Here is a 16,712-nt window from a genome sequence, read left to right on the forward strand (position 1 = left end):
ATCACTGATACATATTGTATATTCTATTTTTTATATTATATCATACTTTAATTCACAGTTTATAGCACCTCTGCTTTATTCAGTATACCACTTTATCTATCGTCATAAAACAGGTGCTTAGTTTTAAATTAAACCTTTTTCTGCTAAAGCTTCAATAGGCTTTATCTTTTCATAGATTTCAGTTTTTTCCTCTTGTATCTAAGTTTTCATCTTCAGAATTTCACGCCATAATGTTTTAGGTGTTTTAAACTAACTAAAGTTACCACACAGGGTTTTACCCTCTAAAGCTGCAAATACATAATCAATTTCATCATCATTAAATCTATTTTTAATGTTTAATACACCATCAAGCTTAATGAATTCAAGGCTATCGACAGCTAACCTATCCAACTATTCTAACATTTTTAACTGTTCACCAAATGGACTATCTTCTCTAAGTCTCTCAAAAATTTGATTTGGTTTTAATTTTACATCCCCTGTTAAGGTCATTTCAACAAGGTGATTTCCTTCCATACTAGGTCCTATAATAGCTGGTGCATTAGCTCTGTAACACTGACCATAATATAAATTCCAGCTATAAGCTTCTATTCCCTCTACTCCTTCAAGAAAATACTTCACTGTATAAGCTGTAGCTAAAGCTCTCATTCTAAAACCTACACCTACAGATTTACAAACCTTATATAAATCATCTAATAACTTTCGTTTATCAAATTTAAAAGCAAAAGGTTCTCCATTATCATGTGCGAAATGAATCACATACTACTTGTAAGCTTGTTTTGCCTGGTCGCATAACGCCTACTGCACCTGCTGATTTAAGAAGTTTTTCATTAACTAATGATTGATCTTTGATTTCTAAGCGTAATCTTGTGACGCAGTTATCAATAGATGTTAAGTTTACTTTACCATTTCTGCCATTCTTGTGAAGTCGTTATTTTCTGGCCCTGCTTGGGTATTTGTTTCTTCTACTTCATCTTCTTCTCTACCTGGTGTTTGGAAGTTGAATTTAGTAATCATGAATCTAAATACTATGTAATAAAATACTGCAAATGCAAGTCCAATTAGGATAATATATAATGGATTTTGTGCCATTGGTGCTTTAAAACTTAAGATCCAGTCTACGAATCCACCACTGAAGTTGAATCCGGTTCTTACTGGAAGCATTATACATACGAATCCTGAAATCCCTGCAATTATTGCATGAACTAAGTATAATGGTGGTGCTAAGAACATAAATGCGAATTCTAAAGGTTCTGTTACCCCTGTAAAGAATGCAGATACGCTTCCTGCAAGTAATAAACCATAACTGCTTTTTTCTTGTCATCTTTTGCACAGTGATACATTGCAAGTGCCCCTGCTAGTTCATGAATGGGAAGAATCCTGTCATATACATACCTGTTTATCCCATAACACCTGTACCACTCCAGAAATTACCGATATCATTGATACCAACTACATCAAACCAGAATACTGAGTTTAATGCATGATGAAGTCCTGTTGGGATTAAGATTCTATTTAAGAATACATAAATACCTAAATCAATTGTCCCTGTTGAAACAATCATTTTTCCAAAAGCTACAAGTCCACCATATACAAATGGCCATACAACAAATAATACAAGTGAAGCGGTAATAGATGCTCTGCTGATAATAATGTTGTCATCAGCAGGCAAGAAATAAGTCCCGCCAGACCTCCTGTCCCATCATTATCTTCTGTCATTCCTACACCAACACCGATGGCGAATAAAATGCCCATGTTATCAATAAGGACGCTTCCTGCTTTAATGAGGAAAGCTACCATTACACTATTTGCTCCCCATCCTGTCGGTTTAATCCAATAACCAATTCTCATAAGAATACTGGCTACCGGCAAACATGCTACTGGAAGTATTAGGGCCTTCCCTAATTTTTGTAAGTACTTCATCGTAATAGACGTTCTCCTTCTCTCGTAAACTCTAGTCTACTTCTAGTTTAATTGTTTTCCTTTAATCCACACTTTGCTTACTTTGATATTTTCATCAAATAAAACTAAGTCTGCATCATATCCTTCTGCAATGAGACCTTTATGATCTTCTACACTGCAGAATTTAGCTGGATTATATGTAGCCATTTTAACGACTTCATAAAGTGGTAATTTGCAGTTTGTATGCACATTATGAATAGCTTTATCAAGGGTTAATACAGATCCTGCTAAGGCGCCATTTTCAAGTCTTGCTGCATTATTTGTAACGAATACATCTTGTCCGCCTAAAGCGTATTTGCCATCCGGCATGCAACATGCCATCATGGCATCTGATATGAGCATGACTTTATCTGTACCTTTTTGTTTGTAAGCTATGCGAAGGGCTGCATAGTCACTATGTATCCCATCTGAAATTGTTTCAGTTGTAATTTCACTATCAAATATAGCGCCTACTACGCCTGGTTCTCTGTGCGTAAATGCTGACATCCCATTATAAAGATGTGTTCCATGGGTTACGCCCCAAGAAATAGCTGCCATCATCTCTTCATAAGTTGCCTTTGTATGTCCTGCTGAGCACATAACGCCTTTATCTCTTAAATACCTAATTAAAGCCTCAGCTCCCTCTACTTCAGGAGCTAATGTCATAGAAATAACTGCCTCTTCACATCCTTTTACCATTTCATCATAAGCTTCAATAGAAGGACTGATTAAATGTTTTGGATTTTGTGCCCCTATAGCCTTAGGACTTATAAACGGCCCTTCTAAATGAGCCCCTAATACATTTACGCCCTTTGCCCCCTCTTTCATTAATTGTGCAATCACCTTTAATGTCTGATTAATCTCAGCTACGCTCATCGTCATCGTTGTTGGTAAAAATGAAGTTGTGCCATGTTTTGCGATAGCTTTTGCAATACTATTTATAGCTTCATTGGTTCCATCCATTGTATCATAGCCAGCTGCGCCATGAATATGAATATCGATAAATCCTGGTGATAAATACATACCCTTAGCATCTACCACTTCTTCATCTTTTTGAATTTCAGGATTAATTGCTGTAATCTTGCCGTCTTCAATTCTTACAGCGCCCTTTTCTATCTTGTCTTTAAAGATAATTTGACAATTTGTAATTAACATCTACATTCTCCTTTCTGTCGTATTTAAATCTATAAATTGACGCATTCTATATTTCTTTAATGGCTGCGTTAATTTCTTCATCTATAATTAAGGTTACATTCTCATGTAGTTGCAAAAAGCTGACTGGATTTTGTGTTGTTAAATAACCTGATAATATGCCTTTTACAGCTTCCGCTTTGCCTTTTCCACTTGCTAATAAAACAATTTTTTTAGCTTTCATAATTTGACCCACACCCATAGTAATAGCACTACGTGGTACTTCATCTCTATGTTCAAAGAATCTGGCATTTTCCTTAATTGTATCCTCTGTTAAATCTACCACATGAGTCTTCATTCTTAAAGCATGGTCTGCTTCATTAAAAGCAATATGCCCATTATTTCCTATTCCTAAAATCTGAAGATCAATACCACCTAACTGAGCGATTTTTTCATCATAATTATGTGCTTCATCTTCTATACTTTCAGCAATTCCGCTTGGCACATATGTATTTTCTTATCAGCTCCTTTATTTTTAGCTATTGTTTGATTATACCCTATCCCTTGTGCTCTTTACAATTTTTATGTTAAATCTCTTATTTTTCTATAACTATCTCTACAATACCTAAATATACTTTAAATATTCACCATACCCTTTTGCACTTAACCAAAAAGCTATATCTATTCATTATGAACAGATATAGCTTTTTTAATTTTATTATTTAATTTCTAATTTAATTCTCTCACTGATATATTCTACTAACTCATCTACTTTTAATGTAATTTGTTGCATTGTATCACGATCTCTAAGTGTAACAATATTATTTTCAACTGTTTGATCATCTACACTAATTGCAAAAGGTGTACCAATAGCATCTCCTCTTCTATAACGTTTACCTATACTACCTGTATCATCATAAGATGTCATAAAGTATTTCCTTGTCATGTTATATATTTCCATAGCTTTTTCAGCATGATACTTCTTAGAAATAGGTAAAACATTTAATTTAATAGGTGCAAGTGCAGGTAAAATTTTTAAAACATCTCTTGTTTCACCATCTTTTAATTCTTCTTTTTCAAGAGATTCAAAAAGAATTGCTAAGAATAATCTATCTAATCCATACGTAGATTCGATAATATATGGTATATATCTTTCATTAGTTGCTGCATCAAAATAATCTAATTTTTTCCCTGAATATTCACAGTGATTTTTTAAGTCAAAGTCAGTTCTATTGTGTGTCCCATTAATTTCTCCCCAACCAAATGGAAATAGATATTCAATGTCACACGCTTGTTTTGCATAATGAGCTAATTTTTCATGATCATGGAATCTAAGACGAGATTTATCGAGACCAACTAATTGGAAGAATTTAATCCCGTACTCTTTAAAGTATTCATATAAGTTATCATCATCCCCAGCTTTACAGAATGTTTGGAATTCCATTTGTTCAAATTCTACTGTTCTAAATGTAAAGTTTCCAGGTGTGATTTCATTTCTAAATGCTTTTCCAATTTGTCCAATACTAAATGGTAATTTAGTTCTCATTGTACGTAGAACATTCATATAGTTTACATATTCACCTTGAGCATTTTCAGGACGTAAATATATTGTATTTGCACTATCACTTGTTACGCCTCTTTGTGTGGCAAACATTAAGTTAAATTGTCTAATATCAGTAAAGTTAGACGCACCACATTTTGGACAACATACATTATTATTTCTAATATAAGACATCATTTCATCAGTTGTCATAGCATCTGCATCAACTTCACTATTAAATTCACCAATAAGGTTATCTGCACGATATCTAGACTTACATTCCTTACAATCAAGTAATGGATCAGAGAAACTTGCAAGATGTCCACTTGCTTTCCATACTGTTGGATTCATTAATATATCTGAATCTAACTCAAAACTATTATCTCTATTTTGAATAAAGAAATATCTCCAAGCATCTTTAATATTGTTCTTTAATCTTGTTCCAAGTGGGCCGTAATCCCAAGTATTGGCTAATCCACCATATATTTCACTTCCTTGAAATATAAAACCATATTGATTACAGTAACCTACCATATCATCCATTGTAAATTTACTCATTTTGTCACTTGCATAAAATACTTTATGCTTCTCCTCTCATTTGGTATAAATATACTATTTTCCTAAAGCCCCTCATGCAATATAGTTGAATTATCTTATAATCCAATTTATCTTAAAATTATAGTTTTTTATTTAAAATACAATAGAATTATATACTATATAACTTTTTAATGTCAATACCTATCACAATAGCAGCACCATTGCATAAATTAAACCACCTATCAGAAAAAATACTGCATAAATAAGAGATTTTGGTACCCAAACATTCATAAAACTCACTTTGTGTTTAAGTTTAATTAAATGATTATTCATCCAATATATCACACCAAATAAACTTACTATTCCTAATAAACCTATCAAGCAGCTAACTAAATTAATCATTATAAATTGCCTATTCATTAATACTTTCCAAAGTATACACCCTACTGCACCTATATCAATAAAAGTAGCTATGTAATCTGCTATAACGAAAATATCAGGATCTTTTTTCACATCATTTTTTTCTTCTAAAATGTCAATTATCTTTCTACACATATAATCCAAGTAACCTGAATTAGAATTCGCCAAGATTGCCACACCTGTTTTTTTATTAGGCCATATATATATATTAGAGACAAAATTTGGATTTCTTCCATAATGATAAATTGCTTCATTTTGTTTATCTATGTACCACCCATTTCCATAATAGGTATTATCCTTTACTAATGCCGCTTGCTCCGTATCATGAGATACTTTAATCACTTTTGATAATAAATGTTCTGACGTTATATTGAGCTGATATTTTAGCCATTTTTCTAAATCTATACCATTCATCATATAATATCCTGCTGGTACATTACTTCTATAAAATGGTGCTTTATATTCTCTAGCCCTAAGTCCTTCTATTTTATAACCTTTTGACACTTCACAGCCTATTATGTCCTCTTCTAATAAATAAGTATTTATCATTCCTAATGGCTTTAGAACTTTCTCTTGTAAAAATGATTTAAAACTGCACTTATTAATGCTCTCAATAATGCATCCTAACAAATCATAATTGATGGTCGCATATTCAAATCTTTTACCAGGCATAGTTTTAAGGTGAAATGGTAAAAATGGATATATGCATTCCTCTAAGCGAGATTTTTCACCTGTCTCTACAATATCCATAATGGTATTTCCAGGTATTCCACTTGTATGGCATAATAACTGTTCTATCGTTATATCCATCTTTTCTCCTTTATAAACTGCTTGAAACCATGGTAGATATTTATTTATCTTGTCACTTCTATTAAGTAATAACTGCTCTTCCATCCATAATATAGCACTTGCTGTTAATGCTTTCGATGTTGAACCTAATTGAAAAAGTGTCTGATTAGATACTTTTATCTTATTATTAACATCTGCATAACCGTAACTATTTTTTAATACAGTTTTACCTTCATGAATCACAATAACAAAACATCCTGGTATTTTACTCTGACTCATTTGCTTTTTTATAAATTCATCCACTTTTTTTATCATTTTTTAATCAAACTCCTATTACATTTAATCTAGGAGACCCCATTTATAATAACATTTCTACAAAAGCTTCTACCCTTGTCAAAATTTGTTCAATACTAGCATTTCTTTGATCTACAAGATCACCTGTTAACTCTAATAAGGGCACGCCTGCTTCCTTTAATTCCTCTTTGACTAGATACATTTTTGAATTAATGACATTACAGTTTAATTGTCCAAAATGAATAACCCCATCTACATTATATTCTTTAACTTTCTGTGCAAGGAGCTTTCCATTATTAGACCCAAGAGGATTTGCTAACATTAAACGGGCAAGACTCTCTATTGGATCTTCAACCTCTAATAGATCATCTAAATATGAAAAACAACACAATGGATCAGCTACAATAATAGCTCCCATCTCTTTTTCTAACTTATTAAAAAGTTCTCTTTCATACAACGGACTACTGCCATCCCACAATATTCTCATATTTTCTTTCTGAACTGGAGTGATGTGCTTCTCACTTCTTTCTTTCATCAGTTCATATAAATCTTTCATAATATCAACTGCTTCATCGCTTCCTCTTAATGTATTGATGCTCCTAAAACGTAGCATATTCCCACCATAGAAAAGAGCTGGTTGACTTTTACGCATTTCATTAACAGCTTTCATATATTTTAATACCTGTGCTGAATTGTTAAGTACTTTATTAATATGATTCCAATCAATAGGTTCTCCAGATATCTCAGCTAAAAATTCTATTAAACCTTTATACTGCTTCGTCAAATAAGTAACACTTTCTTCATTGTTCTTATAAGGTACATCTATACAATAATGTTTAATATTATATTTTCTAGCTAACATCGCTATATTATTTGACATATCCTTACATACGGTTGTAGATACAAAAGCTTTTGGTAGCGGAATTTCTTTTCTCTCAAATGCAGGTAACGTATATCTACTAAAACTACACGTTCCTGAATTATAAAAATATGTATCTGCTGATTCAAAAACATCTTTTTTTGCCTTTATAGAAGATATTAAAGTAGGAACAGTTTCAATCATTATAGGCATAAGTTTCATTGCAAATACGATTTCTGAAGGTATCCCACTATCTATAAACACACATTTTTCAGGATTCATAAAGGCTTGCTTATGATAACTACTCATGAACTCAATAAAATCAAAATAAAAGCCTTCATAATAATGGTTTGCATTAAAAGTCGCTTTTTTATCTTTTAGTACTATCATTTTCATCTTTGAGGCCTCCTCACTATAGCATCTCTAAAAACGCTTGAATTCGTGTATGAATCTGACCTGATGCAAGATTTGTATAATCAGAGTCTATAAAAAGAAAAGGTATATTTCTTTCTTTTAAAATCTCGCCAATACTTACCATCCAATACGCTTGATCTGTACAGAATTTTAAAACTGAGAAAATAACAGCATCTATTTTATAGACATCTAATAATGTCTCAAATTCTTCTATTCTTTTATTTAAGTCATTTTCTCTGGCACATGCAGGTTTATTAAGATAAGCATATGCTATAGCTTCTAATGGATCCTTATTTTCATCTATTAATAAAGCACTACTTCGATAACTATTACAGGTATTACTAAGTACAACATTACCATCATATTCTTCAATAACATTTACAATATCAGTAGGTATATATGTATTTCCTGCTAACATAATACGAGGCATATACCTTTTGTCATCCTTACGCTCTTTTGCAATAGTTATCGACTCTTCTAATGAATCAATGTAATTTTCATTATCATTGTTAAAATCATTGTTTAACTTAACAATTTCTTCTGCCGTTAATTTAATCTCATTATTAATGATTAAATCTTCTAACTTAGCTCTTGCCATACGTCTTTTATTATATTTTTTAATAGATGCATTTAACTTCTCTTCTGTTATATTTACATTATAGTTTGTCTCTAAAAAATCTATAAATCGTTTAAGTTCAGAAACAAAATACACAACAGCATCCTCATCCGTATTTCTAGGAACATCTAATATCATAATTGGTTTTGAAGGATATAATTTAGCAGTGCATTCATATAATGCTTGCATTGGATGGCATGAGTTTGCAACAACAGCACCTACATAATTTTCGATTTTATTGTCAAATTCATCTAAACAATTAGCTACAAAAGAACACATATATGTTGGAAACATCGCTTTTGCTTTCGTACTGATGCTTTCTCCATTTCCCATAACTCTTGAATAAGTTAATCCAGCTGCATCGATTATTTCTACGGGTATATAGCTACAAAAAGTAGCTATGACATTATTTAATTTTGTATTATCATCCATATTCCTTCTCCTAACGCCTATTACTCTTTTCGTATGCGATTACAGCTGCCCCTAATGCTCCTACAATCTGAGGTTCTTCTGGTACAAAGACTGAAATTCCTAAACGCTCAGATAGATTTCTAACAACACCTCTATTTTTTGCAACCCCACCTGTCATTGTTAATACAGCTTCTAATGATAGCCTTTGAATCATACCAATAGCACGATCACAAATTGTATTATGAATACCATTAATAATGTCCTCACATTTATCCCCTTCTGCTATTTTTGAAATTACTTCTGACTCTGCAAAAACTGTACATATACTACTGAGTTTAACATCTTTTTCAGACTGTATCCCTTTTTCTCCCATTTCGCTTAGGTCTACCTCTAAAATTCTTGCCATTGTCTCAAGGAATCTTCCTGTTCCTGCTGCACATTTTTCATTCATTATAAAGTCTACTACATTTCCTAAGTTATCAATTTTAATAACTTTACTATCCTGACCACCAATGTCTAAAATCATTCTCGTGTCATTATTAAGGTAAAAAGCACCTTTGGCGTGACAAGTAATTTCTGTTACTTGACTCGATGCTATGCTAATATTTTTTCTGCCATATCCTGTTCCTACTACATATTTAATATCATCCACATTACAATTTGCATTGCTACATGCAATCGCCAATGCTGACTCTGCTGCATTTTTATGAATTGCCCCAGTACTAATTACACTATATCCTTTGATCTTCTTTTCTTCATCAATAATTACTACATCTGTAGATTGTGATCCTATATCTATTCCTGCATATAACATAACTGCACCTCCGTGTTATTTAACTCCCATACATTCTACTATTCAAAAAGTTCATCTAACTGATCGATTGTCATATTTAACCCCTTAAAATCAGAAGGTGTAAAATCAACCGTTTCATTTGCCATACATGTATTTACCAATGTTTCAAGTGTATCTTTATAATGATTCATCCAAGTTTCTATTTCTTTTTCTTCGAAATAATCATCTCGATAAATCATATTAATCTGTAAACACTGATTAACTACTACCACATTGATTTCTAATGGACATGTCAAACCATTTTCTTTAAAGGTATCCACACTATATGATATATTTTTAACTTCAAACAATAATTCTTTTAAACTGTCATCAAAATTCCCTAAATAATTGAATCTTATTAATTTATATTCAGCATCTAAAACATCACTATTTTGCTTTAATAAACCATATTCAAATCCTTTTTCTTTAACAAACCTAATTTGTTCTTTAATTTCTTTGATTTGTCTTTGAATCTCCTGATTCTTTACTACAAATACAGCTGGATACATCGCTGTAAACCATCCTACCGTTTTAGTTAAATTAATACTACTTAGCCCATTATTCCTTCCATGCTCTTCAATCTCTATAGCTACTTTTTCATGATGTATTTCATGGTTTATTGTCTGAACTAAAGCTATTAGAATTAACTCATAGGCTTCTGTCTGATACGTTTGATTTGCTTCACCTAAAATCTGTGTTGTTACCGATTGAGTCATACGACTACTTAATCCCTTACTCATACCATTTCCACGTATATCTCGTGGTAACTTTTCCATACATCTAACACACTCTAACTCAATATCTTTCCAATAATCTATTTTACTTTCTAATTCTTTTACTTTATACTCGGCTAAATATTGAGCCCATGTTTGATATGAAGTAGTTTTTTTGTATGGTATTACTTTTTGTCCTGCCCTAAGGCCTTTTAGTGTTGTTAAGATATCCTCAAATATTATTCGCCATGACACACCATCTACTAGTAAATGATGCGCCGACATTAATAAATAACGTTCCTTTTCATTAACTTCTATTGCTAACCATCTAAAGCCTATTTCATTTTCAATATCCATTTTTTCTTTAAACTTCTCGCAAACTTTATATAAGCATTCATCTAATAATTCATCATTATCTATATGCATTGTATAAGTATCTACTTCATTTCTACTCGTTAAATACTTTAGATTATAATATAATTTATTCTTTTCTTTATCATAATTTAAACGTAATATATCATGATGTCGAATTAGTTCATTATATACATCCTCTAGTTCACTTATTGTAATACCGTCTTCTAACTTCAACAAAAGAGATTGATTCCAATAATTTTTATTTTGAATTTCTTTTTGTCTAAAGAACCATGAAATAATAGGTGTCCACATTAATTCACCTTCTGAATAAGCATCCCCTATTTCATCCGATTGTGTAACACTTTCAATGCATTTGGCCATTTGCTCAATTTCTAGATTAGATAAAATATCCTTTACTGTAATCTTATATCCCTGATCATTTAGCCTTGTAGCAAGCTGAATAGCTCTAATAGAATCTCCACCTACAAGATAAAAATTACTTTTTAGACCAATACATTGATTATCTAAAAGAGATCTTAAAGTATTTACTAATACTCTTTCTATTTCTGTACGTGGCTCTATGATTGTGTCACTTATTTCACTTACTTCATTATCTTCATAGTTTAGAAGTTGCTTTCTATCGATTTTTCCATTTAAAGTAATCGGAAATTCCTGTAATATAATATATTTCTCTGGTACCATATATCCTGGTAACTGACTAGCTAATTTATTTTTTACTAACTGTAGCGATAAATTTGAGTTACTTTGTAAATAAGCACAAAGATATTTACTACCATTTTTCCATTCTCTTACTAAAACAACTGCTTGCTCTACAGATTCAATTTCTATTAAATGATTTTCTATTTCACTAAGTTCTACACGATATCCTCTGATTTTCACCTGAAAATCCGCTCTTCCTAAGTACTCAATAACACCACTTTTTAAATGTCTCGCTAAATCGCCTGTCTTATACATCCTATTTCCTTTGATAAAAGGATTCTGAATAAATCGTTCTTTCGTCATGACATCATTATTAATATAACCCCTTGCTACGCCATCACCAGATATATAGATTTCTCCACTTTCATTTATAGGTACTTGATTTAAATTTTGATCTAATAAATAAATTTGTGTATTTGAAATAGGTACGCCTATAGGTACTGAAGCATTTTTATCTTGTTCAGGTTTATATTTATGAATCATGCATCCTACAACGGTTTCCGTAGGTCCATATTCATTATATATTTCAATATTATTTCCAAAGTGTGTAACCACTTCACTCGCTAAACTCGTTTTTAAATCTTCCCCACCTACTATAAAACACCTCACCTTTGACATATGATAATACTTATCTATTAAAAGTGATAAATGTGCAGGTGTTAACTTAATAATTGTCGCCTTATTGTCAGCTAATATTTTATGTAATATAAATTCTGTACCATCATCTTCATAAATGGCCACTTTATTTCCATTAATAAGTGGCATAAAAATCGATGTAACAGTTAAATCAAAGGATAGAGAAGAATATAATGCTACTACATCATTTTCATCTTTTATATATTTATTTTTAGCCCACCAAATGTAGTTAACTAATCCTTTTTGCTCAACCATTACGCCTTTAGGTTTACCAGTAGAACCTGATGTATAAATAATATATGCTAATCCACTGTTAGGGAAATATTCTTTAGGTTGTATCTCCTCTTTTTGATATAATTCCTTCCTATTTAAATCAAATATTTCACCATTAAATATCAACTGTTCTGGTATCTCTACATTGGTAAGCAAAATTTTACATTGTGTGTCTTCTATAATATAATTTAATCTTTGTACAGGATACTTATAATCTAATGGTACATACATACAACCAGCTTTTAATGTAGCTAATATAGCAACTATCATCTCAAAAGAATGACTTGTCATAATACATACTTTTTCTTCTATCTGCGTACGTCTTGCCATTATGTGACTTGCTAATGCATCTACACGCTGATAAAGTTCTTTGTAAGTTAATATTTTCTCATTAAATACTAATGCAGGTCGCTGTGGTGTTTTCTTCACTTGTTCTTCAAATAACTGATAAATACTTTTCTCTTTCGGATAATATGCATTTGTTTGATTAAAATCTATAGTTAAATATTTTTCATCTTCTGAATTAATGAAACTAATATCCTCAATCTTCTGTTCTATATGTTTCATCATATATTTAACAACATTTACAATTCCTTTACTCATTTCTTCCATTTTATTTGAAGAATAATCACTCACTTTATAATCAAAGTCTAAAGAAATCTGATCACATTCTTGTAAATCTCTTACAATCATTTGTAAAGGGTACGCTTGATGACCATTATAAATTTCTTGATGTTCAACAGGCATACAATCTATTTCTTCTCTAAAATCCATATTATAGCAATTAACGGTAAGTTCAAATAATCCATCTTTGTTCGTTAAATGCTTACCAACTTCCCGTAATAATACATCATAGGGATATCTTTGATGTTTAAAATGATTCCACATTTCCTTTTTAACATTTTCAAACAAAGTTTTAATATCCCACTTCTCATTAATTTGCATTTTAAATGGCATAGTACTTGTAAACATACCTACTGTTGACTTCATCTGTCTTCCTAATCGATTATAAATAGGAATGCCCAGTGTCATATCTTTGGTTCCATTTACTAAATACATATAAATCAATGTTGCTGAAACAAAATATATATTCATTGATATATTATTTTCTTTTATAATTTTTTTAATAGCAATGCCTTCTTCTTGATTAAAATCTTTAGTCAGCCTATTCCCTTTGCACTGAAAGTCTGAATGACTTTGACCAATAGTACCTTTTTCAAATGCTTCATTAAACTTCTCTATCCAATATTCTCTATCTTTTTCATACTGCACAGACGTTAGATACTGATTTTCTTGCTCTATATATTCCCTGTAAGAGGGAAAATCCCCAGGAGATATAGTGCCTGCTTTAATTGAGGCATAGGCACTATTAATCTCCTTATTTAAAATATTTAAAGACCAACCATCTAAAATAATATGATGACATTTTACATAATATCCTGTTGTATTATCGTTAATACGGAACATAGCAAAGTAATATAACCTATCTTTCGTCGTATCAAATCCTTGTTGTGATTTTTCATTGGCCCATTCAAATAGCTTCTGTTTTGGATTATCAAACTGACTAAAATCATACTGTTCTATACTTTGTGCACTATAATTTGCTACATATTGCTGTATTTCATCCTTTACCAGTACAAATCTTAAGCGAAGTGCTTCGTTCTTCTCGATTACCTCATTAATTGCTTGCTCAAGTACTGAAAAATCTATATTACCATGGATTATCTTCATTCCACTAATATTATGCATAACTGTATTGTTATATATTTTCTCAGTGAACCATATTCGCCTTTGTGCATGTGTTAAATCATAATATGTTTTTCTAGATTCCATTTTTTCCCTCACTAGTCACTTATTATTTCTCAGGATAATAACATAATCTATTAGAACAGTCTCCATTAAAATATTTATCTTGTACTGCTTTTGAAAACTCTACTTGGTCTGTAATAACTTTAGACATATTCATAACATCTCTTAATGTTCTAATATCTCGAGTAATATCATCAATAGATACACCTCGTCCTACAACTTTTAGATTTGTTATTCCTATTTTTTCAAGTGATTTAATTGCACATAATCCGCATCCTTCACATCCTACTCCTGATGCATCTGGATCATTATATTGCATAGCTTGCGCATATTTAGGTAATCCCTCTCTAACAGATTTAAATCTATCTGATTGTTGATTAAATGATGCAGAATGTGCTTTAATCCAACAAATATGTTGTAATTCATCACAGTGTAATGAATTACAAAATGCCCCATCATAAGGACAGAAACTATTCATCATAAATGCTTCATAGTCCTTGTTTGTTAAACCACTATTTTTAATAACATTTTCCATATCCTTAATTGTAGAACGTCTTGGGAAAATAAATCTTTCTATATTTAATTGCTCTAAAAACTTAGCAGAATATTCATTAAGTACTTGGATTTCTCCACTGATATGTATTGCACATTTAAAATTATGTTCTCTAAGATACACAATTAATGCAACGTCTGACAAAATAAATGTATTGTACCCTAAATCCATCAACATCTTAATAGCTTCAGCAACCATCGGATATTGTTCTGGCATAAAATAATGTGAGTTAAATGCTATTTTTACAGATATATTATATTCTTCTTTCTTTCTACTTAAAGCTCTCATAGAATTCATAGAAGAAATATTACAGTTACCAAATATGTATTCACGTCTATTTATTGGAAAAACTGCATTATATTTTTTTAACCATTCATAAGGAAATATTCCAGCAAAGAACTCATCTGCACCTGCTTCAACTAATGGCTCAAAGTTCTCAATTTGTGATAATGGAGCTAAAATTTTCATATTCTTTGTCCTCTCTTGTATATAATTAAAATAATTATGTTACTGAAATCTCTAAAGTGGTGTAAATGCTAATCTATCAATGCCTTGTGCTGCATAATAATCTATAATTTCTTGATCTATAAATATCTTATTATCAAATCCAAAAATACAATTATTTTTGCCAATAATATTTAAGTGTTTTGGATAACTAAAATAGAACTCTTCACAGTAATGTGGACAGCTAACTGGTAATTCTTGTTTACTTACTGTATGGTTTTTGCAGTTTGCATAAAGAACACAGTTAGAAGCTGTATTTGTTTGGAAGAATGGAAAATGAAGTGAATGTTTTCCTTCTGGAATGACATTCTTAAAGTTAAATGCTTCAAATTCATATCTTGTTATTCCATACTTTTCAAGAAATGCTCTGTAATGATCTACATTTAAATTATTTAATCCAAATTCTATGCCATAATTGCTATATGCCATTCTATGATGCATTCTTGTATCTTTCTTTCGTTTATTTAATAATCGACCTAAAATAGGTTTAAGATTGCTATAGTTTTCTTCTTGAAGTAATCCAATCATTCCCCAGTCATTAACCGTTATTTCCATTTGGATTTCATTTTGTTTACAAAAATCATCTAATTTACTTAATGCACCTTTTAGAGTTTCTAAATTTCTTTGAATAATTGGTGGATAGCAAATTGTCACATCAAGTCTTTCATCATAAGCTTTTTCTACAAGTTCCATTAATAATTTTTCATCAGGGAATAAGTTTGCACAGAAGTCATTACCAATATAAACTCTTGATAACTTTTGTTTAAAAATACCATTATCACTTATGTTCGTATCCTTTAAGCATTTACTTAATACTTCCTTATAACTTGTCTCAATAATTTGTTTATAATATTTAAACTCACTTACTACAAAAGCAAGTTGAACTTCTTCTGGTACTTGTACATTACTTTCTGGCAAATCAAAGAAATATCTTTTTTGTTCTTCAAAGTCTTTGCAATACTCACTATCTTTTTCATAATCATAATGACTCATATTTTGTTTTTTACTTTTTAACAGATTATTGGTTGCTACCCAAGTCTCATCAAAGATTTTATCTACATCTTGTAATTGATCTAATAATGTTTCTAATCTTTTTATTTTATCAGGTGTTTGTTCAATAATTTTTGCTTCATATGTATTGTAATATTTGCCTTCATTTTGTTTAATGACTTCGCAGTGTTCAAAGTATGTCTCTTCATAGTTAAATGTATTAATATCTAATACGGAAATCATTGCCTTACATGTACCCTCTAATTCTTCATCACATTCAAATACTAATACCCCATTTTCAATTGTTAGCATTCTTACATCTACCTCATTTACATAAGCAAAGATAGTAGATGGGTTCTTACGTACTTCATATCTCATT

General features: G+C 31.0%; 12 protein-coding genes and 1 pseudogene. All 13 read right to left on the reverse strand.

Features of this window, described 5'->3' with window-relative positions; genetic code table 11:
• Positions 1-249: 249 nt before the first annotated feature.
• Complete coding sequence (locus JCM14822_RS20140; protein ID WP_157047680.1) at positions 250-390, reverse strand: hypothetical protein; 141 nt, start codon at positions 388-390, stop codon at positions 250-252.
• Positions 391-756 carry a hypothetical protein gene (locus tag JCM14822_RS07915; protein WP_054741264.1) on the reverse strand — a complete coding sequence of 122 codons (366 nt, stop codon included), beginning with the start codon at positions 754-756 and terminating at the stop codon, positions 391-393.
• A pseudogene (locus tag JCM14822_RS24495) lies at positions 737-1,920 on the reverse strand (PTS transporter subunit EIIC). Before JCM14822_RS24495 ends, JCM14822_RS07915 begins: the two are co-directional and overlap by 20 nt.
• A 42-nt stretch (positions 1,921-1,962) precedes the next feature.
• Positions 1,963-3,093: an N-acetylglucosamine-6-phosphate deacetylase gene (gene nagA, locus JCM14822_RS07925; protein WP_054741265.1), complete on the reverse strand. Its 1,131-nt coding sequence runs from the start codon at positions 3,091-3,093 to the stop codon at positions 1,963-1,965.
• 46 nt (positions 3,094-3,139) lie between these two features.
• Positions 3,140-3,574, reverse strand: a complete 435-nt coding sequence (locus JCM14822_RS07930) for a glucosamine-6-phosphate deaminase (protein WP_054741266.1) — start codon at positions 3,572-3,574, stop codon at positions 3,140-3,142.
• Between the two features lie 213 nt (positions 3,575-3,787).
• On the reverse strand, positions 3,788-5,167 hold the full coding sequence (locus tag JCM14822_RS07935) for a glycine--tRNA ligase (protein WP_054741268.1): 1,380 nt from the start codon (positions 5,165-5,167) through the stop codon (positions 3,788-3,790).
• Positions 5,168-5,350: 183 nt separating this feature from the next.
• Positions 5,351-6,670 (reverse strand): serine hydrolase domain-containing protein, encoded by a 1,320-nt coding sequence (locus tag JCM14822_RS07940; protein ID WP_054741271.1) that lies wholly within the window; start codon positions 6,668-6,670, stop codon positions 5,351-5,353.
• A 43-nt stretch (positions 6,671-6,713) separates the two neighbouring features.
• Positions 6,714-7,904: a 2-hydroxyacyl-CoA dehydratase subunit D gene (locus tag JCM14822_RS07945; protein ID WP_054741273.1), complete on the reverse strand. Its 1,191-nt coding sequence runs from the start codon at positions 7,902-7,904 to the stop codon at positions 6,714-6,716.
• 16 nt (positions 7,905-7,920) lie between these two features.
• Positions 7,921-8,970 carry a 2-hydroxyacyl-CoA dehydratase subunit D gene (locus JCM14822_RS07950; RefSeq protein WP_054741275.1) on the reverse strand — a complete coding sequence of 350 codons (1,050 nt, stop codon included), beginning with the start codon at positions 8,968-8,970 and terminating at the stop codon, positions 7,921-7,923.
• Between the two features lie 10 nt (positions 8,971-8,980).
• Positions 8,981-9,763, reverse strand: a complete 783-nt coding sequence (locus JCM14822_RS07955; RefSeq protein ID WP_054741276.1) for an acyl-CoA dehydratase activase — start codon at positions 9,761-9,763, stop codon at positions 8,981-8,983.
• 38 nt (positions 9,764-9,801) lie between these two features.
• Positions 9,802-14,310, reverse strand: coding sequence for a non-ribosomal peptide synthetase (locus JCM14822_RS07960; RefSeq protein WP_054741278.1), 4,509 nt, complete (start codon positions 14,308-14,310; stop codon positions 9,802-9,804).
• A 22-nt stretch (positions 14,311-14,332) separates the two neighbouring features.
• Complete coding sequence (locus tag JCM14822_RS07965) at positions 14,333-15,307, reverse strand: U32 family peptidase (protein ID WP_054741280.1); 975 nt, start codon at positions 15,305-15,307, stop codon at positions 14,333-14,335.
• A gap of 51 nt (positions 15,308-15,358) precedes the next feature.
• The gene (locus JCM14822_RS07970; RefSeq protein ID WP_054741282.1) at positions 15,359-16,711 is read right to left on the reverse strand and encodes a hypothetical protein; all 1,353 of its coding nucleotides are present in this window, start codon (positions 16,709-16,711) and stop codon (positions 15,359-15,361) included.
• Position 16,712 lies beyond the last annotated feature (1 nt).

Origin of the sequence: Cellulosilyticum ruminicola JCM 14822 (assembly GCF_001311925.1) — a bacterium.
GTDB lineage: Bacteria > Bacillota > Clostridia > Lachnospirales > Cellulosilyticaceae > Cellulosilyticum > Cellulosilyticum ruminicola.